The 20,684-nt window shown below is 63.2% G+C and carries 22 protein-coding genes; 16 read left to right on the plus strand and 6 right to left on the minus strand.

What is annotated here, in order from left to right; translation table 11 throughout:
• Positions 1 to 77: 77 nt before the first annotated feature.
• The 3 genes from IFT76_RS09940 to IFT76_RS09950 are packed head-to-tail and all read left to right on the plus strand — an operon-like array spanning position 78 to position 5,007.
• On the plus strand, positions 78 to 1,565 hold the full coding sequence (locus IFT76_RS09940; protein WP_192058170.1) for a TolC family outer membrane protein: 1,488 nt from the start codon (positions 78 to 80) through the stop codon (positions 1,563 to 1,565).
• Entirely contained in the window at positions 1,562 to 3,742 is a 2,181-nt protein-coding gene (locus IFT76_RS09945) for a type I secretion system permease/ATPase (protein WP_185794494.1), read from the plus strand. Before IFT76_RS09940 ends, IFT76_RS09945 begins: the two co-directional genes overlap by 4 nt.
• A 14-nt stretch (positions 3,743 to 3,756) precedes the next feature.
• Complete coding sequence (locus IFT76_RS09950) at positions 3,757 to 5,007, plus strand: HlyD family type I secretion periplasmic adaptor subunit (RefSeq protein ID WP_192058172.1); 1,251 nt, start codon at positions 3,757 to 3,759, stop codon at positions 5,005 to 5,007.
• Here the strand turns inward: IFT76_RS09950 and IFT76_RS09955 are convergent.
• Both IFT76_RS09955 and IFT76_RS09960 read right to left on the minus strand, forming a co-directional pair.
• A complete protein-coding gene (locus IFT76_RS09955; RefSeq protein WP_185794495.1) occupies positions 5,004 to 5,444 on the minus strand; it encodes a winged helix-turn-helix domain-containing protein in 441 nt (146 codons plus the stop codon). The genes IFT76_RS09950 and IFT76_RS09955 overlap by 4 nt on opposite strands.
• A 108-nt stretch (positions 5,445 to 5,552) precedes the next feature.
• Entirely contained in the window at positions 5,553 to 6,278 is a 726-nt protein-coding gene (locus IFT76_RS09960) for a helix-turn-helix domain-containing protein (RefSeq protein WP_163007416.1), read from the minus strand.
• A gap of 309 nt (positions 6,279 to 6,587) precedes the next feature.
• On the opposite strand from IFT76_RS09960, the gene IFT76_RS09965 reads away from it, so the two are divergent.
• On the plus strand, positions 6,588 to 7,829 hold the full coding sequence (locus IFT76_RS09965; protein ID WP_192058305.1) for a glutamine synthetase family protein: 1,242 nt from the start codon (positions 6,588 to 6,590) through the stop codon (positions 7,827 to 7,829).
• A 115-nt stretch (positions 7,830 to 7,944) separates the two neighbouring features.
• The gene (locus IFT76_RS09970) at positions 7,945 to 9,237 is read left to right on the plus strand and encodes an MFS transporter (protein WP_185794497.1); all 1,293 of its coding nucleotides are present in this window, start codon (positions 7,945 to 7,947) and stop codon (positions 9,235 to 9,237) included.
• A 36-nt stretch (positions 9,238 to 9,273) separates the two neighbouring features.
• Here the strand turns inward: IFT76_RS09970 and IFT76_RS09975 are convergent, their stop codons facing one another.
• The 4 genes from IFT76_RS09975 to flgA all read right to left on the minus strand — a co-directional run bounded on the left by IFT76_RS09975 (position 9,274) and on the right by flgA (position 11,774).
• Positions 9,274 to 10,020 (minus strand): flagellar brake protein, encoded by a 747-nt coding sequence (locus IFT76_RS09975; protein ID WP_122475956.1) that lies wholly within the window; start codon positions 10,018 to 10,020, stop codon positions 9,274 to 9,276.
• 29 nt (positions 10,021 to 10,049) lie between these two features.
• Complete coding sequence (locus IFT76_RS09980) at positions 10,050 to 10,517, minus strand: flagella synthesis protein FlgN (protein ID WP_122475954.1); 468 nt, start codon at positions 10,515 to 10,517, stop codon at positions 10,050 to 10,052.
• Between the two features lie 49 nt (positions 10,518 to 10,566).
• Complete coding sequence (gene flgM, locus IFT76_RS09985) at positions 10,567 to 10,872, minus strand: flagellar biosynthesis anti-sigma factor FlgM (RefSeq protein WP_122475953.1); 306 nt, start codon at positions 10,870 to 10,872, stop codon at positions 10,567 to 10,569.
• Positions 10,873 to 11,021: 149 nt separating this feature from the next.
• A complete protein-coding gene (gene flgA, locus IFT76_RS09990; protein ID WP_192058174.1) occupies positions 11,022 to 11,774 on the minus strand; it encodes a flagellar basal body P-ring formation chaperone FlgA in 753 nt (250 codons plus the stop codon).
• 58 nt (positions 11,775 to 11,832) lie between these two features.
• Between flgA and IFT76_RS09995 the strand changes: the two genes are divergently transcribed.
• The 11 genes from IFT76_RS09995 (at position 11,833) to IFT76_RS10045 (ending at position 20,674) form a co-directional block, all read left to right on the plus strand.
• Positions 11,833 to 12,759, plus strand: a complete 927-nt coding sequence (locus IFT76_RS09995; protein ID WP_122475949.1) for a chemotaxis protein CheV — start codon at positions 11,833 to 11,835, stop codon at positions 12,757 to 12,759.
• A gap of 48 nt (positions 12,760 to 12,807) precedes the next feature.
• The gene (gene cheR, locus IFT76_RS10000; protein ID WP_192058176.1) at positions 12,808 to 13,635 is read left to right on the plus strand and encodes a protein-glutamate O-methyltransferase CheR; all 828 of its coding nucleotides are present in this window, start codon (positions 12,808 to 12,810) and stop codon (positions 13,633 to 13,635) included.
• A gap of 235 nt (positions 13,636 to 13,870) precedes the next feature.
• Positions 13,871 to 14,278 (plus strand): flagellar basal body rod protein FlgB, encoded by a 408-nt coding sequence (flgB, locus tag IFT76_RS10005; RefSeq protein WP_122475947.1) that lies wholly within the window; start codon positions 13,871 to 13,873, stop codon positions 14,276 to 14,278.
• A gap of 3 nt (positions 14,279 to 14,281) precedes the next feature.
• Positions 14,282 to 14,725 carry a flagellar basal body rod protein FlgC gene (flgC, locus tag IFT76_RS10010; RefSeq protein WP_122713719.1) on the plus strand — a complete coding sequence of 148 codons (444 nt, stop codon included), beginning with the start codon at positions 14,282 to 14,284 and terminating at the stop codon, positions 14,723 to 14,725.
• Positions 14,726 to 14,740: 15 nt separating this feature from the next.
• Positions 14,741 to 15,442, plus strand: coding sequence for a flagellar hook assembly protein FlgD (gene flgD, locus IFT76_RS10015; RefSeq protein WP_122475944.1), 702 nt, complete (start codon positions 14,741 to 14,743; stop codon positions 15,440 to 15,442).
• Positions 15,443 to 15,470: 28 nt separating this feature from the next.
• The gene (flgE, locus tag IFT76_RS10020; protein WP_192058178.1) at positions 15,471 to 16,781 is read left to right on the plus strand and encodes a flagellar hook protein FlgE; all 1,311 of its coding nucleotides are present in this window, start codon (positions 15,471 to 15,473) and stop codon (positions 16,779 to 16,781) included.
• Between the two features lie 13 nt (positions 16,782 to 16,794).
• Positions 16,795 to 16,980: a hypothetical protein gene (locus IFT76_RS10025; RefSeq protein WP_185794569.1), complete on the plus strand. Its 186-nt coding sequence runs from the start codon at positions 16,795 to 16,797 to the stop codon at positions 16,978 to 16,980.
• 233 nt (positions 16,981 to 17,213) lie between these two features.
• Positions 17,214 to 17,951 carry a flagellar basal body rod protein FlgF gene (locus tag IFT76_RS10030; protein WP_122475939.1) on the plus strand — a complete coding sequence of 246 codons (738 nt, stop codon included), beginning with the start codon at positions 17,214 to 17,216 and terminating at the stop codon, positions 17,949 to 17,951.
• A gap of 49 nt (positions 17,952 to 18,000) precedes the next feature.
• Positions 18,001 to 18,786, plus strand: a complete 786-nt coding sequence (gene flgG / locus IFT76_RS10035; protein WP_043186004.1) for a flagellar basal-body rod protein FlgG — start codon at positions 18,001 to 18,003, stop codon at positions 18,784 to 18,786.
• 70 nt (positions 18,787 to 18,856) lie between these two features.
• Complete coding sequence (gene flgH, locus IFT76_RS10040) at positions 18,857 to 19,552, plus strand: flagellar basal body L-ring protein FlgH (RefSeq protein ID WP_043186005.1); 696 nt, start codon at positions 18,857 to 18,859, stop codon at positions 19,550 to 19,552.
• 12 nt (positions 19,553 to 19,564) lie between these two features.
• On the plus strand, positions 19,565 to 20,674 hold the full coding sequence (locus IFT76_RS10045) for a flagellar basal body P-ring protein FlgI (RefSeq protein ID WP_122475937.1): 1,110 nt from the start codon (positions 19,565 to 19,567) through the stop codon (positions 20,672 to 20,674).
• Positions 20,675 to 20,684 lie beyond the last annotated feature (10 nt).

The following is a 20,684-nucleotide window of genomic DNA, read 5'->3' on the forward strand; positions in this document are numbered from 1 at the left end:
GCAGGAAGTCGCACGCCGCCTGAATCGGGCGTGCCATCAAGAACAGGAAGTGGGGGATTGGCTTGAAGTGCACCTCTTTGGCGACACATATTTCAGTGGCCGTTCTGGCACTGGGCATCACACCGCTCTACAGCCTGCCGGCACATGCCGCAGACACCCTCGAACCCGGGCTCAAGGTCATCAGCCCGAGCCGCTTGGAAACCCGCCCCGAGCAGACCGCTCGGCCGCATCCACGCAATGTCGCCAGGCCTGCGATTGCGTCCGCGGCAACGGCGGCGGGGGCGAGGCTCGACGATTCCGATCTGGCCACGCCGGCCACCGGCACCCAGTTGGGCCTGGTCCAGGCCGTCCGCCTGGCCGTGGAGTGGCACCCGAGCATCGGTGAAGCGATCGGCACCCTGTACCAGCAGGGTGAAGGCATCAACGTGGCGCGTGCCGGCTACTATCCACGCATCACCGGCGGGCTGCGTGGTGGTCTCGACAGTTCCTACGGTGGCAATGGCACCAGCCAGGCGGTGAACATCTCGCTCAAGCAGATGCTCTACGACTTCGGCAAGGTCGACAGTGCGGTCGACGTCGCCAAGGCCCGCGTCGCCCGCAGTCAGGCGCAGGTACTGCTGAGCATCGATCAGGTGGCACGCGACACGTCCCAGGCCTACATCGAGGTGCAGCGCTATCAACGCCTGCTGCAGGTCGCTCGCGAGCAGATCAAGGGCATCGCCGGCATTGCCGAGCTGGCACGTCAGCGCAGCGACATGGGCGCCGCCACGCGTTCGGACGTGGTCCAGGCCAGGTCCCGAGAAGACGGCGCGCGTGCCACCCTGCTGCAATACCAGGCGCTGTACAACCGCTGGCGAGCCAACCTCATCAACCTGGTAGGACGCGCCGCGCCGTTCGACGTCAACGACGATTTTCCGCCGTCGCTGCTGGCCTCCTGCAACGCTGCAGAGCCGGACATGAACGCCTTGCCCGGCATCCTGGTAGCCAACGCGCAACGGGTCGAGGCCCAGGCGGCCATTCGCCAGGCCCGTGCCGATGGGCTGCCGACGCTGTCGGTCGACCCCACGCTGAACCACTACCTGGACAGCAACTACAACAGCAACAATTCCAATATAGACCGTACCCAGGCAGGCATCTTCATCAACCTCGACGTGCCGTTCTACCAGGGCGGTGCCACCACCGCGCGTACCGCCGCAGCTACCTATGCCCTGACTGCCGCCGACTCGGCCGAAGATGCCGCCCGCCTGCAGGCCCGCCAGGGCTTGTTCGAAGCGCAGGCGCAAACTGCCAGCCTGGACCGCCGGCTCGGCTCGCTGCAGTCGCGCCAGGGCAGCATTTCCGAAGCTCGCGAGCTGTATGGCCAGCAATACCTGGAGTTGGGCACGCGGCCACTGCTCGACCTGCTCAACGCCGAGCAGGAGATCCACCAGTCGCGCTTCGACCTGGCCAATACCGAAGCTGATCTGCGCCGCCTGCAGGTGGACTGCCTGTACAGCACCGGTGCCCTGCGCAGTGCCTACCGGATCGATCAAAGCACCATCCAAGGCGTGGAGATACTGCCATGAACGATGCCGTGAACCTGCCCCTGGACGCGGAATCGGTACAACCCGCGCAAACCTTCTCGCGCCAGGACTACCGGGTCTGGCTCGACGCGATCCTCGGTGTGGCGCGTCACTACCGCCTGGAATGCTCGGCCGAAAACGTGCGTATCGCATCGCTGCGTGCCGACGATTCCAGCGTCGAGGACGTCCTGCGGCAGATGGCCCGGCAGGCCGGCCTGACGATCAAGTTCGCCCGCTACGACCCCACCACCCTGACCCAGTGGCGCACGCCGCTGGTGGTGCAGCTCAAGGACGGTCAGGTCGGCATCATCCAGGTGCTCGGCGACGACGAGCAGATCGGCATCGCCTACAGCGGCGACCAAGGGCTGCAGAGCAGCATCGACCGCCAGACCCTGCTCGACAACGCCCTGCGCACGGTGATCCTGCGTCCGGCGCGGCCGGTCAGCGACGTGCGCACCAACGACTACATCAAGCCCTACGACGAGCACTGGTTCCGCAAGATCGTGCTGCGCGACCTCAGGCCCTACGGGCACGTCATGCTGGCCTCGCTGGTGGCCAACATCCTCGGCCTGGGCGGAGTGCTGTTCTCCATGCAGGTTTACGACCGGGTGATCCCGGCCGAATCGCTGCCCACCCTGTACGTGCTGTTCGGCGGCGTACTGCTGGCGATCACCTTCGACTTCATCATGCGCATCATGCGCATGAAAATCACCGACCTGCTGGGCAAGCGCGCCGACCTGCGCGTCAGCGACCTGGTCTTCGGCCACGCGATGCGCCTGCGCAACTCGGCGCGGCCCAAGTCCACCGGTTCGTTCATTTCGCAGTTGCGCGAACTCGAATCGCTGCGTGACCTGATCACCTCCAGCACTGCCACGGCCCTGGCCGACCTGCCGTTCTTCCTGATCTTCCTGGTGGTGTTCTACCTGATCGGCGGGCCACTGGTGCTGATTCCGCTGTGCGCCCTGGTGGCCATGGTGGTGCCGGGGCTGATGGCCCAGCGCAAGCTGGCGCGATTGGCCAACGAATCCATGCGCGAATCAGCGCTGCGCAACGCCATGCTGGTAGAAACCGTGCAGGGCATGGACGACATCAAGAGCCTGCAGGCCGAGCAGCGCTTCCAGCAGCAATGGAACCACTACAACGCCGTGGCGGCAGACAGCAGCCTGCGCCTGCGCACCTTGACCAACGGCCTGGTGGCCTGGACGCAGAACGTGCAGAGCGCGGTGTTCGCCATCGTCATCGTGTTCGGCGCGCCCATGGTGATCGCCGGCGACCTCACCACCGGTAGCCTGGTGGCCGCCTCGATTCTGGCCTCGCGGATGATGGCGCCGGTCTCGCAGCTGACCCATGTGCTGACCCGCTGGCAGCAGGCCAAGGTTGCCCTCGAAGGCCTCAACCGCTTGATGCTGCTGCCGGTCGATCACCCCGAAGGCGCCCAGCGCGTGCACCTGCCGGTGATCGGCGGGCGCTACGAGCTCAAGCGCGCCAGCTTCAAGTACAGCGAGGAGGCACGTACCCCGGCACTGACCGTCAACGAGTTGAGCATCGCACCAGGCGAGCGCATCGCCGTGCTTGGCCGCAACGGTGCCGGCAAGTCGACCTTGCTCCAGGCCCTGGCCGGCGGCCTGGACCTGAGCGGCGGCAGCATCAGCCTCGACGGCGTTGCCCTGGGCCATATCGACCCTGCCGACGTGCGCCGCGACATCGGCCTGCTCACGCAGAACTCGCGGCTGTTCCACGGCAGCCTGCGCGAGAACCTGATCATGGGTGCCGGGCAGGCGTCGGACCAGGAGATCATCGCGGCACTGGAAATCACCGGCGCGCTGGATTTCGTGCGCCAGTGCCCGACCGGCATGGATCACTTGATTCTCGAAGGCGGCCTCGGCCTGTCGGGTGGTCAGCGCCAATCGCTGCTGCTGTCGCGTCTGCTGATCCGCCAGCCGCACATCCTGCTGCTCGACGAGCCCACCGCGTCGCTGGACGAAACCACCGAACGCCGGCTGATCCAGAACCTGGCGACCTGGGGCCAGGGCCGCACGATCATCGTGGCCACCCACCGCACCAGCGTGCTGGCCCTGGTCGACCGGATCATCGTGGTCGACAACGGTCAGGTGGTGATCGACGACACCAAGGAAAACGCCATCGCCAGACTGTCGCGTCCCAAGGGCGCGGCTCAATGAAGGAGGGCAGGGCAATGGACACAGGCAAGTCTTTCAAGGTGCTGGGCTCCGGTGAATTCAAGCGCATCCCGCTGCTCAGCGAAGACGGTGCGCCAGGCCAGTCGTATTACCAGGACGGTGTCGACGACTCCACCGTGGTACGCGCGACCCGCGTGGTGTGGGTCGCGGTGGCGATGCTGCTGGCGTTCTTCGTCTGGGCATTCTTCTTCGAGGTCGTGGAAGTCTCCACCGGCACCGGCAAAGTCATCCCCAGCTCGCGGGAGCAGGTGATCCAGTCGCTCGAAGGCGGGATCGTGGCCGAGATGAACGTCACCGAAGGGGCAATCGTCGAACGCGGCCAGGTGCTGGCCCAGCTGGACCCGACCAAGACCGAATCCAACTTCGGCGAGAGCGCGGCCAAATACCGCGCGACCTTGGCCAGTGTTGCCCGCCTGCAGGCCGAAGTCGGGCTCAAGCCCCTGAAATTCCCGGCCGAGCTCGACGCCTATCCGGCTTTGCTCAAGGCCGAAACCGAGCTGTACAACGTTCGCCGTCGTGGTCTGGACGACTCGCTGGCCGGCATCAACGAATCCCTGCGGCTGGTGCGCAGCGAATTGCAGATCACCGAAAACCTGGCCAGAACCGGTGCTGCCAGCCGGGTGGAAGTACTGCGGCTGAATCGGCAGCGCTCTGAACTCGAGCTCAAGCTCACCGAAGCCCGTTCCGATTACATGGTGCGGGCCCGCGAGGAGCTGGCCAAGGCCAATGCCGATGTGGAAACACTGACCGCGGTGCTCAAGGGCCGCTCCGATTCGGTGTCGCGCCTGACCCTGCGCTCGCCCGTGCGTGGCATCGTCAAGGACATCGAAGTCACCACCATCGGCGGCGTGGTGCCGCCCAATGGCCAATTGATGCAGATCGTGCCGCTGGACGAGCGCCTGCTGATCGAAGCGAGAATTTCACCCCGCGACATCGCTTTCATTCATCCCGATCAGCAAGCCAAGGTAAAGATCACCGCCTATGACTATTCGATCTACGGCGGGCTCGACGGCCGGGTGGTGACCATCTCGCCCGATACCATCCAGGATGAAGTGAAACCCGAGGTGTTCTATTACCGAGTGTTCATCCGCACCGATTCCGACTCGCTGGAGAACAAGGCCGGGAAGAAATTCGCCATCGTCCCCGGCATGATCGCCACGGTCGACATCACCACAGGCCACAAGACAGTGCTGGATTATTTGATAAAGCCGCTGAACAGGGCCAAGGAAGCCCTGCGCGAACGCTAGGAAGAGCAGGGGGGCTCGGCAGCCTGGCCCCCCGGCGATTTCCAGCTTGGGCAATACGCCGAACGCACCACCTGGGCCAGGCAATAGCCGCGGTTGCGTACCGAGCGGATCAGGCGTTCGCCACCGCTGCATTGGCCAAACTTGCTTTGCAGGCGGCTCAGGGACATTTCCAGACCGTTGTACTGACTGGGGTTCTTGCCCAGTCCGGCAATCAGCGCTTCCTTGCTGACCACCCGCTCGCTGCTGAAGGCGAGCAGGCTCAGCAGCGAGCACTCGGTGCGCGTCAAGGCCACGCTGATGCCATTCTGGGTCAGGGTTCGGTCGATGTCGTTGAACCACCAGCGGCCGTGTGCGAGCTGCGCATCATCCGCTGTTTGATGGGCCGTATAGAGCTGCGTATAGACGGAAGAATATTTGTTGCCAAGGTCCGTAGGCATGGGGTCGTTCCTTCAAAACGTGGTGCTGGATCCAATTTCTCTATCAATTCAAGGCTAGTACGCTTTGAAAAAATCGCCAATGGCCATCGGTCAGTCGAAAAACGCTTTTCAGCGAAAGGCGATGGGCGGGGGCGAGATGCAGCCGCGAATCAGGCGGTAGCCGGTGCCGCGTACGCTCTGGATGACATGGGTGCCGAAGGCTCGGCGAATGCTGCTGCGCAGGCGACTGACGAATTTCTCCACCACCCGCACGTCGTAGGTGCGCATATTAAGCCCCAGCAGTTGCGCCAGATCGTCGAAGCTCAGCTGGTGATGAGGGGCGTAGAGCAGCGCCAGGACCACCTGAACCTGCACAAAGGTCAGGTCCAGGCGTCGCGTCGCGTCTTCCAGGCACAGACGTACGGGATCCAGCACCGGTGGGGCCAGATTCCAGTAGTCGGGGTTCTGGAACAGCGCGAGATAGAATGCTTCGCGCTCCTGCTCCGGGCCCGGCAATCGCAGCACGTGGTCGGCCCCTGCGTGTTGGTAGGCTTGGCGAATGGCGGGGTCGGCGCCGGTCAGGGCGACCAGCACCGACGCCCAGCTGTTGCCTCGACGGATGTCGTCGACCCAGCGGACGCCCTGTTGTCGTTCGCCACGGGCAGGCTCGACGAGAATGGCCTTGTGCCGGCTCTTTTCGTAGTCGAATGTCGGCTGCAAGTCCGGCTGCAGGCCCTCGACGGGCAGGGAAAGGTGGTGAAGGCAGCGCTCGAGCGAGTCGCTCCGTGAGGTATCGCTGCAAAGCATGAGAAGACGCGGTTCAAGCGGGTGAAACAGTGCAGCCAAAACATCCATGTGTATCATTCCTGCTGTTCGCCGAGCCGACGAACAAGGCGCAGCATCGAGCTGCTTGGATCCAAGTCACTACACTGTGTACTGGCGCTACGCTATCGGCAAGCGACTTGTTCGCAACGCTTCCTGCAGGTGGCTTGTCACTCGCCCGCTGCGTTGCGTATTTTGTGTACATCGCCGAGTACGGCATTGAGCGTCAAGGGCAGAGAAATGAGTAGCGAAGGACTGCGTACGGTCGCCGAGCGTTTGAGCGGTGTCGATGAAATCGAATGCGTCACACCTGATCTCAATGGCGTACCGCGAGGCAAGGTCATGACGGCAGAAGGGTTCCTGGAGGGTCGTCGTCTGCAACTGGCCAGCGGCGTGCTGCTGCAATGCATCATGGGCGGTTATCCGCCCAGCCGCTACTACGGCGCCGACGACGGCGACGTCGCACTGGTGGCCGACCTGACTCGGTTGCAGCGCCTGCCCTGGAGCGAGCCGCCCCGTGCCTGGGTGGTCTGCGATGCCGAGGAGTTGACCGGCGGGTCATCCCCGCTGTCGACCCGCGGTCTGCTCAAGACAGTGGTTGCACGCTATGCGCGCCTGGGCTTGGCCCCGGTGGTAGCGACCGAGCTGGAATTCTTCGTCTTCGCCGCCAATCCCGACCCGTTACTGCCGTTCCAGGCGCCGATCGGGTTGGATGGCCGACGCGAGGATGGCAGCAGTGCGTTCAGCGTGGGGTCCAACAATGGCTTGCGGCCGTTTTTCAACGAGGTCTATCGCAGCATGGCAGCGCTGGGGCTGCCGCGCGACACGGTGATGCACGAAATGGGCGTCAGCCAGTTCGAGATCAACCTGCTGCATGGTGATCCGCTGCTGCTCGCCGACCAGACTTTCCTGTTCAAGCACCTGCTCAAGGAAGTCGGGCTCAAGCATGGGTTGAGCGTGGTATGCATGGCCAAGCCGCTGGCACGGGTGGCTGGCAGTTCAATGCACATCCACCAGAGCGTCGTGGCACTGGACACCGGCCTGAACGTGTTCAACGATGCCCATGACCAGCCCACCGACACCTTCCGTCACTTCATCGGTGGGCAACAGGCGGCCATGGCCGATTTCACGGCGCTGCTGGCGCCCAACGTGAATTCCTACCAGCGCCTGTGTCAGCCCTATGCGTCGCCCAACAATGCCTGCTGGTCCCATGACAACCGCGCCGCCGGGCTGCGCATACCGGCCAGCGCTGCCTGCGCCCGCAGGGTCGAGAACCGTCTGCCCGGCGCCGATGCCAATCCCTACCTGGCCATCGCCGCCAGCCTCGCCGCCGGCCTGCACGGCATCGAGCACCGGCTCGAGCCCTCGCAGCCCATGCAGGGCGACCTTGCCGTGCCCGAAGAATTGTCGTTGCCATGTACCTTGCATGCGGCCCTGGAGCGTCTCAAGCGCAGCCCGTTGGCCAGGGAACTGTTCGGCAATGTGTTCATCGAAGGCTACATTGCGACCAAGACCCTGGAGCTGGCGAGTTTCTTCGACGAAATCACTCCTTGGGAACGCCGGGTGCTGGCGGCCCAGGCTTGATCCTGCAACAGCTTGTATGCAGGTGACGATTTTCCCCGCCGCGCTCAGCCGAGGTGGCGGAAAAGGGCGTTGCCTGTGAACCGATCGTTCCGACACCCTTTACCGCGGACCTGCAATGCGCCAAATCTGGAAAAACTTTCGAGCCCTGTACTTCGCCTCACTGATGATGCTGATCGGCTCTGGCTTGTTGAGTACCTACCTGGCCCTGCGCCTGTCGGCCGAGCAGGTCGACAGCCTGTGGGTGGGTGCGCTGATGGCCGCCAACTATTTCGGCCTGGCCCTGGGCGGCAAGATCGGCCACAGGTTGATCGCCCGCGTGGGCCATATCCGTGCCTATGCCACCTGCGCCGGTATCGTCGGCGCCGCCGTGCTGGGCCATGGCCTGGTGAACTACCTGCCAGCCTGGCTGTTCCTGCGGGTCATCGTCGGTCTGGGCATGATGTGCCAGTACATGGTGATCGAAAGCTGGCTCAACGAGCAGGCCGACAGCAAGCAGCGCGGAGCGGTGTTCAGCGGCTACATGATCGCTTCCTACCTGGGTCTGGTGCTGGGCCAGCTGATTCTGGTGGTGCATCCGCAACTGGGGCTGGAACTGCTCATGCTGGTCGCGCTGTGCTTCGCCCTGTGCCTGGTGCCTGTGGCTCTGACGCGGCGCATTCACCCTGCGCCCATGCACCCGGCGCCCATGGAGCCACGCTTCTTCATCAGTCGTGTGCCGCAGTCACTGAGCACCGTGCTGGGCTCAGGCCTGATCGTCGGCTCGTTCTACGGTCTGGCGCCACTGTATGCCTCGGCGCAGGGCTTGAGCACCGAGCAGGTCGGCTTGTTCATGGGTTCGTGCATTTTCGCCGGGTTGCTGGTGCAGTGGCCGTTGGGCTGGCTGTCGGACCGTTACGACCGTGCGCTGCTGATCCGCTGCGTGGCAGTCGGTATCGCCATTGCCGCGCTGCCGCTGGCGCTGATTCCGGCCGTGCCGCTGGAGGTGCTGTTCGCCGCCGGCTTCCTGGTGTCGCTGCTGCAGTTCTCGCTGTACCCGTTGGCCGTGGCGTTTTCCAACGACCATGTGGAGGCCGATCGGCGTGTTTCGCTGACCGCCATGCTTTTGGTGACCTACGGTGTCGGCGCCTGTATCGGGCCGTTGGTGGCAGGGGTGCTGATGAAGCAGTTCGGCAGCCAGATGCTGTATGCCTTTTTCAGCTTTTTCGCCGTGGTGCTGGTATGGCGGATCAGGCCGAAGGCAGTGACCAACCTGCACGTCGTGGACGACGCACCGTTGCATCACGTGGCCATGCCGGCCGCCAACTCGCCGTTGGCCGCAGCGTTGGACCCGCGGGTGGATGAGCACATGGTGCAGGAACAGATGCAGAACACCGAACCTGCCGAAGAAGAGCCGGTCAAGGCTGGCTAGGGTGCCGCCGGGCCGCGCTCGGGGCGCGGCCCGGGTTTAGAAATCGTCCCGGTCGAAGCGCTGTGCGTCGCGCTGCAACTGATGCACGAAGCGCTCGAGCTGCCGCTGCATCAGCCCCGGGATATTGTGGAAGCGCACGCCCACGAAAGTGGTGTCGATGCGCTCCTCGAAATGCAGGTGGCGCAGCTCGACCGCCGTATTCATGGCGCCGAAGGGAAGGCCGGCGCTGAAGCGCTCGTAGATCTGCCCCAGTTGCAACCGCTCGGCAATGTCGCCCTCGAAGCGCAGCTTGCAGCCATGGGCCGAGATGTCCAGCAGCTTGCCCACCAGCGTGCTCTTCAGCCGACTGCCGGCGATTTCCACATCGACCAGTTGCGACAACTTGAGTGCGGCACGAAAGGCATTGCGGCGCTGGTGGTAGACCACCTGGCCAGGCAGCGCGCCGACATAGCAGCGGCTGCCCTGCTTCTGGGTGATGGTCCAGTGGCCATGGCTTTCCCAGGCAACGCGCACGCCGTCATGAAAGCCTTCGACCTTGAACCCTTCACCTGCTTCCAGGTATTTCTCGCCTTCGCGGGGAATCATTTCATCAAGGACGATGCGCAGGTTGTCCCGGTCCACTTCCACCAGAAAGCTCTGGCAGCGCAGGGTGCGCTCGTGAAAAGTGATGATCAGGGGGTCGTGGCTTTCCTGGAGCATGCGCAGGTTGGCGGCGACTTCCAGGGGTGTGGCAAGCACCTTGGGCGGTTGCGGTGCGTCTTCCACGTTCGATGCGTTTGACACGTTCTGGTCTACTCCGGGGAACGCACAGGTCAGGCCTGGCTGAGGGCGCGGTAGGTGGCCATTCGCGCGGTCGAGCCACGGCTGTTGTAGAGCGACGGTGGCTCGGCGCCAGTAAGTATGCGGATCTGGTTGGCGGTCGCCACCTGCTGGCGCACGATGCCTTGGCCCACCTGTGCATTGATGGCCTGGCACTGTGCGAGCAACTGACTCAACGCATCGCCCCGGGCCAGCAACGCATCGCCCAGGTGCGACTGGCGCGCCAGCGCCTGCAGGCCGTCGCGATCGGCGGACAGGCCGAGCTGCATGAGCAGGTGGCTGCGCCGGCGTCCGTTCTGCTCGAGCAACACGATCAACGACTGCTTCTGCGCCAGAATCGTTTCCAGAAGCTCCATGTCGCGGCTTTGCAACGCCAGCGACTCGTCGCGCAGCAGCTCGAGCAGCTGCCCTGCGTACGGGAGGTCTTCTTCAATCAGCTGCAACAGCGTTTGATCGTGCATGGTGAGCCCTGGCGTTGACACGTCCAGAAGCCCCGGCGCCTAGACTGGGCTAGCGCTGGGCTTCGAAATTGAGCATTTTGCTGGCAACGCGCTCGCTGTCGACTTTATAGCTGCCCTCGGCGATAGCCTGCTTGAGCTCGGCGACGCGGGCGCTGTTGACAGTGGGCTGATCGCTCAGCTTGTCGGTAATTTTCTGCATTTGCTGGGCCTGATCGCTCAAGGTGACCGGTTCCCCGCTCTTCACGGCGGGCGTGCTTGGCACGGCCGTGTCGGCGGCCACTTCCTTGGCAGGGCTGGTACGCGAGGTACCCTGCACTGACGGCGAGTTGCCCACTCGGTTGAAGTCGATAACCATTGTTCTGAACCTCTGGGTATTTGGACGCTTGCCTTGTTTTCGGCCAAATCCCGATTAACTTTAGGCGCTGTTTCGCAAATGCCCGATGCCGCGGCTACGGGCCCGTGTAGGCCCCTAGTGTAGGAAAACTCCGGTTCGCCGGCCAGCTTTTACATCGCCACTTCCACTTGTCCAGGCCCGGTGACGCGCGCCTTGACTACTCGTTTGGAGTTCAGGTTGCGCACACGTATCTGCTCGCTCATGCCACCCTGGGCCAGCGCTTCGCCCGGCATGCGGACCGCCAGGGTGCCGCTGCGGGCAATGATCACCACTTGATCACCCTTGAGCACCAGCGCCTGTTGCTCGAGGAATACCGGCGTCAGCACCTGGTCGACCACCGTCGGTCGGATCAGCTTCATGCCCACGGCCTCGTCCATCGAAACCAGGAAGCCTTGACCCATGGCGCCGACGTCGCGTTCGCGCAACGCCACGTCGGCCTCCGTCAACACGCTGTCGCGCTTCAACGGCCGAGTGGTGGTCACCACCTCGCGAAAAAGCCGGACCTGCGCTGGAACGAATACCGTCCACGGCGCAGCGCCTTCGCAGCGCACTCGCACGGTCACCCGGCCCATGGGTTGCGCCGGGCTTTCCAGGCTGGCCGACAGTTGCCGGTCGCAACCGGGCATGCGCAGACGCGGGTCGAGATTGTTCACTTCGATCTCGTAGCGGCCCTGGATTTGCGAGGTCGCCAGATAATCTTCAACAGTGAACTCAAGAAAACCCTGGGTGACACCGATAAGCTGTTCGGGCAATGTGACATTGTCGGCGCGCGCCGCACTGCCGAGCACCGCGCCACCCACCGTGGCAACGGCCCAGAATAAATACGCGGCGATGTGTCGAGAAACTGTCGTTTTTGCGTTCATGCAGTGCTAATAGCAAGGCCCGTGCCGATATCGAGCGGGTCGCAAGAGGAGTTTGGGCATGGCGGGTGTAATGGATTCGGTGAACCAGCGCACGCAGCTGGTTGGGCAGAATCGCCTGGAGCTGTTGTTGTTTCGCCTCAATGGCAAGCAGCTCTACGGGATCAACGTCTTCAAGGTCAGAGAGGTGCTGCAATGCCCCAAACTGACGGTATTGCCGAAGTCCAACCCGGTGGTTCGCGGCGTGGCCAACATCCGTGGCGCGACCATCCCGATCCTCGATCTGGACATGGCCACGGGTGCTGCGGGCCTTGTGGCATCGACCGATACCTTCGTCATCATCACCGAGTACAACACCAAGATTCAGGGCTTTCTGGTGCATTCGGTGGAACGTATCGTCAACATGAACTGGGAAGAGATTCATCCGCCACCCAGGGGCACCGGCCGCGATCACTACCTGACGGCCGTCACCCGCGTGGATAACCAGTTGGTGGAGATCATCGACGTCGAGAAAATCCTCGCCGAAGTAGCGCCGACCTCCGAAGCGATCTCGGTTGGCGTGGTCGACGAGGAGACGCACAGCAAGGCCGTTTCCCTGCGCGTGTTGACCGTCGACGATTCATCGGTGGCACGCAAGCAGGTGACCCGTTGCCTGCAGACCGTGGGGGTAGAAGTGGTGGCCTTGAACGACGGCCGTCAGGCGCTGGAGTATCTGCGCAAGATGGTCGACGAGGGCAAGCGTCCGGAGGAGGAATTCCTCATGCTGATCTCCGACATCGAGATGCCGGAGATGGACGGCTACACGCTGACCGCCGAGATCCGCAGCGACCCACGCATGCAGAAGCTGCACATCATTCTGCATACGTCGTTGTCAGGGGTGTTCAACCAGGCCATGGTCAAGAAGGTCGGCGCCGACGATTTCCTTGCCAAGTTCCGCCCCGACGACCTGGCGGCACGGGTCGTCGATCGCATCAAGGCAGCAGTATGAATGCCGGGCGCCAGCGCCCGGCCTACCGAACCAGCAAGAGGCGGCACCGTGTCTACGGGTAATTTGGATTTTGATCAGTTCCGGGTCTTCCTGGAAAAAGCCTGTGGCATTCTCTTGGGCGAGAACAAGCAGTACCTCGTTGCCAGCCGCCTGAACAAGCTGATGGAGCAGCAGGGCATCAAGTCCCTGGGCGAACTGGTGCAGCGTATCCAGACCCAGCCGCGCAGCGGTCTGCGCGAGCAGGTGGTGGACGCCATGACCACCAACGAAACCCTGTGGTTTCGCGACACCTATCCCTTCGAAGTGATGAAGAACAAGGTTTTGCCCGAAAGCATCAAGGCCAGCCCCGGCGCACGCCTGCGTATCTGGTCGGCGGCGTGCTCGTCCGGCCAGGAACCCTATTCGCTGTCGATGACCATCGACGAGTTCGAGCGCAGCAACCTGGGACAGCTGAAATCGGGCGTGCAGATCGTTGCCACCGACCTGTCCGGCAGCATGCTGACCAACTGCAAGAGTGGTGAGTACGACAGCCTGGCGATCGGCCGCGGCCTCTCCCAGGAGCGGCTGCAGCGCTATTTTGATCCCAAGACGCCAGGGCGCTGGGCGGTCAAGGCGCCTATCCGCAGTCGCGTCGAGTTTCGTGCGTTCAACCTGCTCGACAGCTATGCGGCGTTGGGCAAGTTCGACATCGTGTTCTGCCGCAACGTGCTGATCTACTTTTCCGCACAGGTCAAGAAAGACATCCTCACCCGTATCCACGGCACCCTCAAGCCGGGCGGGTATCTGTTCCTGGGTGCATCCGAAGCCTTGAACGGCTTGCCTGAGCTGTATCAGATGGTGCAGTGCAGCCCCGGCATCATCTACCAGGCCAGGTGATCTTGCGCCTGGCGCGCTTCCTTCACCCAGGCGTGCGACCAAGGCGCACGGGCGGCAATTTTTCTGGCGCCAGCGTTGCCGCTTTTCCCCTCCAGCGGAAATTTCTTGCCGCTTTTCTGGCATCACCCAACGCCTGATAGGCCCGCAACCCGCATGGGACGGGCTTTTTGAGACTTGGCACACTGATTGCTATCTATCCTGCACGAACCATCTGGTCTGCCGCATAGGTACCAACATGAGCATCAGTTTCGACAAAGCGCTGGGCATTCACGAGCAGGCCTTGGGCTTTCGCGCCAAGCGCGCCGAAGTGCTGGCCAACAACATCGCCAACGCCGACACGCCCAACTACAAAGCTCGGGACCTGGACTTCGCCTCGGTGCTGGCAGCGCAGAACGAGCAGAACGGCAAAGGTGCCTTCGGCCTGCAGACCACCAGCAGCAAGCACATCGCCGCCCAGGGCTTCAGCTCGGGCGACGAGACCTTGCAGTACCGCATTTCCACGCAGCCTTCGCTGGACCAGAACACCGTCGATGCGCAGATCGAGCAGTCGAACTACGCCGAGAACTCGGTCAACTTCCAGGCCAGTTTCACCCTGCTCAACAGCAAGTTCAAAGGGCTGGTATCGGCCCTTCGCGGAGATTAAGCCATGTCCCTTGCCAGCGTCTTCAACATTGCCGGTAGCGGCATGAGTGCGCAGACCACGCGCCTGAACACCGTGGCGAGCAACATCGCCAACGCCGAAACCGTGTCGTCCAGCATCGACCAGACCTACCGCGCACGGCATCCGGTGTTCGCCACCATGCTTCAGGGCCAGCAGGCCGGCGACAGCGGTTCGCTGTTCCAGGACCAGGATTCGGCGGGGCAGGGTGTGCAGGTCACCGGCGTGGTCGAGGACCAGAGCGATCTGGAAGCGCGCTACGAGCCCAATCACCCGGCGGCGAACAAGGATGGCTACGTCTACTACCCGAACGTCAACGTGGTCGAGGAAATGGCCGACATGATCTCGGCCAGTCGTTCCTTCCAGACCAACGCCGAACTGATGAATACCGCAAAGACCATGATGCAGAAGGTGCTGACCCTGGGTCAGTGATAGAGGCGAGCGCAGATGACGACTACCAGCATTAACAATGGCGTGAGCGCCTCGGTCCTGGACTCATTGCAGAAGACCACCAGCAGCACCGACAGCTCGACCGGCACCGCCGGCAGTGCGTTGGGCAAGGACGCGTTCCTGCAGCTGCTGGTGACCCAGATGCAGAACCAGAACCCCCTCGATCCCCAGGACAATGGCGAGTTCGTCGCTCAGCTGGCGCAGTTCAGCAGCCTGGAAAGCATGCAGAGCCTGAATGCGTCGGTGGGCACCATCGTCAACAACTACCAATCGTCCCAGGCGCTGCAGGCCTCGTCGCTGGTCGGCCGCTCGGTCATCGCCCAGACCGATACCGCCGTGGTCGACCCCACCAAGGGCCTCACCGGCTCGGTGGCGCTGACCTCGTCGAGCAGCAACACCACGGTCGGCGTCTACGACGCCAAAGGTGACCTTGTGCGCAATATCGATCTGGGTAGCCAGTCCGCCGGCAACGCCGCCTTCACCTGGGATGGCAAGGACAGCAACGGCGCGGTTGCCGCTGCCGGCACCTACACCTTCAAGGCTGCAGCCACCGTCGACGGTACCGCCACGGCCATGAGCACCTACCTTCCAGCCACGGTGAACAGCGTCACCATGGGCACCAACGGCGGTGAATTGACCCTCAACCTCGCTGGACTGGGTAGCGTTGCGCTGTCGAAAGTCCAAACCATCGGAATTTGAGCCGCTTCGTCCGGCGCAGGAGTACAGCATGACTTTCAATATCGGCCTCAGCGGTCTTTCGGCAGCTAACAAGGCGCTCAACGTCACCGGCAACAACATTGCCAACGTCGCGACCACCGGCTTCAAATCCTCGCGCGCGGAATTCGCCGACCAGTACGCTGCGTCCATTCGCGCCACGGCCGGCAAGACCAGTGTGGGCAGCGGTGTGACCACCGCAGCCGTGTCGCAGCAGTTCACCCAGGGCAACATCGCCTCGACCGGGCAGAGCCTCGACCTGGCGATCAACGGCAACGGCTTCTTCGTGCTCAACGATGGTGGCCAGAAGCTCTACACCCGTGCCGGTGCCTTCTACAGCGACAAGGACGGCAACGTCGTCGACGTGAGCGGCAACAACCTGCAGGGCTACAACGCCCAGGACGGCGTAGTGCAGACGGGCGTCTTGACCAACCTGAAAATCGACTCCGCGAACCTGCAGCCCAAGGCGACCTCGAAAATCGCCGAAACGGTCAACCTCAACTCCAGCGCGCCGCAGGCGACCATTACCCCGTTCGACCCGAGCAACGTCAAAAGCTACAACTACACCTTCAACACCGATGTGTACGACAGCCTGGGCAACGCCCACCAGATGAACCAGTACTTCGTCAAGGATGCCACGGCCAACAGCTGGACCATGCACACCACCATCGACGGTCGCAATCCGTCCGATCCGACGGCCACCACGCCGTTGGTCAATACCTTGAGCTTCAAGTCCGACGGCAGCCTCATCGTGCCCGCTCAGGGTAACGTGCCTGGTGGCCTGGGCGTCAACGCCGACAAGAGCTTCAACCTTGCCGGCTGGGTGCCTTCCACCCGTGGCGCCGATGGCACCTGGACACCCAACGGCGCGACGGCCAATGCCGGTGGCGTAGCGTTGGACATGCTGGCGACCACGCAATACAACTCGGCATCGGCCACCTCGGCCAAGACCCAGGACGGCTACGCCACAGGTGAGCTGACCGGTCTGTCGGTGGACGGCACGGGCAACATGTTCGCCAACTTCACCAATGGCCAGAACAAGGTCATCGGTCAGGTGGCCATGGCCAGCTTCGCCAACATGCAAGGCCTGGCGCCCAATGGCGGCACCAACTGGAAGGAGTCGTTCGCTTCCGGTACCGCCGTGATCGGTACGCCCGATACCGGTGTCATGGGCAACCTGCAGTCCCAGGCGCTGGAAGACTCCAACGTCGACCTGACGGCCGAGCTGGTGAACCTGATCAAGGCGCAGAGCAACTACCAGGCGAACGCCAAGACCATTTCCACCGAAAGCACCGTGATGCAGACCATCATCCAGATGACCTGATGAGGGCAGGGCAGTGATCCGGTGTCTGTGTGCAGCCCTGGCCATCGCCGCAACCTGCGCGATGGCCGTGGCGGCGCCCGCGCCCTGGTACACCTACCAGAGCCTGGCGAGCGGCCGCTACCTGTGCAGTCAGGTCGACCCTGGCCCGCATTACCGTCGCTTCGCCGGGCCGTTCACCAACGCCGGCTGCCGTCGTTGAAGACGGCGCCGTCGAGCCTCGCCCTGATGTCGCGACGTAAATCCATTCTCCCGTTGCCGCTAGCGGCAATCCGGCGCCGACTTTTCGGCGTCAAGCTTTCAGTCCGCTTCGGCCGCACCGCTGCAACCCCCGTCCTAGAGGGGCTGTAGCCGTATTGGCAAAGTTGGCCCGCATATTGCTCTACCTCTCTCAGTACAGCAGTAGACGGCATTCGCCCGTCGAGGGAGACAACTGTGGACAAGATGCTCTATGTGGCAATGACCGGTGCCAGCCAGAACGCGCTGGCGCAGAAGGCGCATGCCAACAACCTGGCCAACATTTCCACCACCGGCTTCAAGCGTGACCTCGAACAGGCGCGTTCCATGCCGGTGTTCGGCGACACCTTTCCTTCGCGGGCCTATGCCCTGACCGAGCGTCCGGCCACCGATTTCAGTGGCGGCGCGCTGCAGGAAACCGGCCGGGATCTGGACGTCGCGGTAGGTGGCAACGGCTTCATCGCCGTACAGACACCCGACGGCGGCGAAGCCTACGTCCGCACCGCCAGCATGAACGTCGACGCGCTCGGTGTGCTGCGCGCCGGCAATGGTTTGCCGGTCATGGGCAACGGCGGCCCGATCGCCGTGCCGCCCGACGAGAAAATCGAAATCGGCATGGACGGCACCATCAGTATTCGTGGTCTGGGACAGGCTCCCAACGTCATGGCCCAGGTCGACCGCATCAAGCTGGTCAATCCGGACGTGAAAACCCTGACCAAGGGCCTGGACGGTCTGATCCACACCTCCAGCGGCCAACCGGCACCTGCCGACGCTGCGGTCCGCGTCGAGTCCGGCTTCCTGGAAGCGAGCAACGTCAATGCGGTCGAGGAAATGACCTCCGTGCTGGCGCTCTCCAAGCAGTTCGAACTGCACATCAAGATGATGAGCACCGCCAAAGAAGGCGACGAGGCCATGGCCCGGGTCTTGCAAATCTAATTCCAGCGTAGCGATCGCGCCGTAAACCAGGCGCTCCAGGAGAAGACACATGCTTCCAGCACTATGGGTCAGCAAGACCGGCCTCCAGGCTCAGGACACCAACCTGACCACGATTTCCAACAACCTGGCGAACGTGTCGACCACGGGTTTCAAGCGCGATCGCGCCGAATTCCAGGACCTGCTCTACCAGATCAAACGTCAGCCCGGTGCCCAGTCGACCCAGGACAGCGAACTGCCGTCGGGCCTGCAGGTCGGTACCGGTGTGCGCATTGTCGGCACCCAGAAGAACTTCACCGCCGGCAGCCTGCAGACCACCGACCAGCCGCTCGACATGGCCATCAACGGTCGCGGCTTCTTTCAGGTGATGCAGCCTGACGGCACCGTTTCCTACACGCGTGACGGTACCTTCCACCTGAACTCCGACGGCCAGATCGTCACCGCCCAGGGCCTGGCGCTGGAACCTGCCATCGTCGTTCCCAACGAAGCGCAGACTTTCACTGTAGGCACCGACGGCACCGTGTCCATCACCACCGCCGGCAACGCCGCTTCGCAGGTGATCGGCAACCTGCAGACCGCCGACTTCATCAACCCGGCCGGCCTGCAGGCCATCGGTGGCAACCTGTTCCTGGAAACCGCCTCCAGCGGCGCGCCGCAAGTGGCAACGCCCGGCCTGAACGGCGCCGGTACGGTACTGCAGAACACCCTGGAAAACTCCAACGTGAGCACTGTGGAAGAGCTGGTCAACATGATCACCACCCAGCGTGCCTACGAGATGAACTCCAAGGTCATCTCCACTGCCGACCAGATGCTGCAGAACCTGACCCAGAACCTGTAATTCGGGTCCATCCGTAATCCCCAAGCTACCTGGGCGCCGCGTGCGCCGGCTACACCGTGAGGTCTGTGTCATGCGTCGTGTCTCGATTGTTCTTGCCCTGAGTGGAATGGCCTTGCTGACCGGTTGCGTCGCGCCGCCGGCCAAGCCCAACGACCCGTACTACGCCCCGGTGCTGCCGCGCACTCCGATGCCTGCCGCCGCCAACAACGGCTCGATCTACCAGGCCGGCTTCGAGCAGAACCTGTACAGCGACCGCAAGGCGTTCCGCGTGGGCGATATCATCACCATCACCCTCAACGAGCGGACCAGTGCCAGCAAGAGCGCCAACTCCAAGGTCGGCAAGGACAGCAACAACAGCCTGGGCCTGACCTCGCTGTTCGGAGCGGGTGTGAACACCAACAACCCGCTGGGCAGTGGCGACCTGAGCCTCAATGCAGGCTACAGCGGCACTCGCGCCACCAACGGCACCGCGGCGGCAGCGCAGAACAACAGCCTGACCGGTTCGGTCACGGTCACGGTGGCCGACGTGCTGCCCAACGGCATCATCTCGGTTCGCGGCGAGAAGTGGATGACGCTCAACACCGGCGAAGAGCTGGTGCGCATTTCCGGTCTGGTCCGCGCCGATGACATCGCCACCGACAACACCGTGTCCTCGACGCGGGTAGCCGATGCGCGCATCACCTATTCGGGCACCGGTTCGTTTGCCGAGGCCAGTCAGCCGGGTTGGTTCGACCGGTTCTTTGCCAGTCCACTGTTTCCTTTCTGAGTGCGCCCGTCCATGCTCAACTTCAAACACCTGATCGCCGCTGCCCTGCTGTTGTCCGCCGCGTTCGGCGTTCAGGCCGAGCGCCTCAAGGACATCGCCAGCATTTCCGGCGTGCGCACCAACCAGCTGATCGGCTATGGCCTGGTCGTGGGCCTCAATGGCACCGGCGACCAGACCACGCAGACGCCATTCACCCTGCAGACCTTCAACAACATGCTCTCCCAGTTCGGCATCAAGGTGCCGCCGGGTTCGGGCAACGTGCAGCTCAAGAACGTCGCCGCCGTGTCGATCCATGCCGACCTGCCGGCGTTCGCCAAGCCGGGACAGGTGGTCGATATCACCGTGTCGTCCATTGGCAACTCGAAAAGCCTGCGCGGTGGCAGCCTGTTGATGACCCCGCTCAAGGGTATCGACGGCAACGTCTATGCCATCGCCCAAGGCAACCTGGTCGTCGGTGGTTTTGACGCCGAAGGCCGCGATGGGTCGAAAATCACCGTCAATGTGCCGTCGGCAGGACGGATTCCTGGCGGTGCCAGCGTCGAGCGTGCCGTGCCCAGTGGCTTCAATCAGGGCAACAGCCTGACGCTGAACCTCAACCGCTCGGACTTCACGACCGCCAAGCACATCGTCGACAAGATCAACGAGCTTCTTGGCCCGGGAGTTGCACAGGCTATTGACGGGGGCTCGGTGCGCGTCACTGCACCGGTCGACCCCAGCCAGCGCGTGGACTACCTGTCGATCCTCGAGAACCTCGATGTCGACGTAGGGCAGGCGGTGGCCAAGGTGATCATCAATTCGCGCACCGGCACCATCGTGATTGGCCAGAACGTCAAGGTATCGCCTGCGGCAGTGACCCACGGCAGCCTGACGGTGACCATTACCGAAGACCCGATCGTCAGCCAGCCAGGGCCTTTGTCCGGTGGCGAAACGGCGGTGGTGCCACGTTCGCGGGTCAGCGCCCAGCAGGAAGCCAAACCGATGTTCAAGTTTGGCCCTGGCACCACGCTCGACGAGATCGTCCGCGCGGTCAACCAGGTGGGGGCAGCGCCCGGTGACTTGATGGCCATTCTCGAAGCCCTGAAACAGGCCGGCGCATTGCAGGCCGACCTGATCGTGATTTGAGGTAACAGTT

Source organism: Pseudomonas sp. CFBP 13727, from assembly GCF_014841915.1.
Taxonomy (GTDB): Bacteria; Pseudomonadota; Gammaproteobacteria; order Pseudomonadales; family Pseudomonadaceae; genus Aquipseudomonas; species Aquipseudomonas baltica.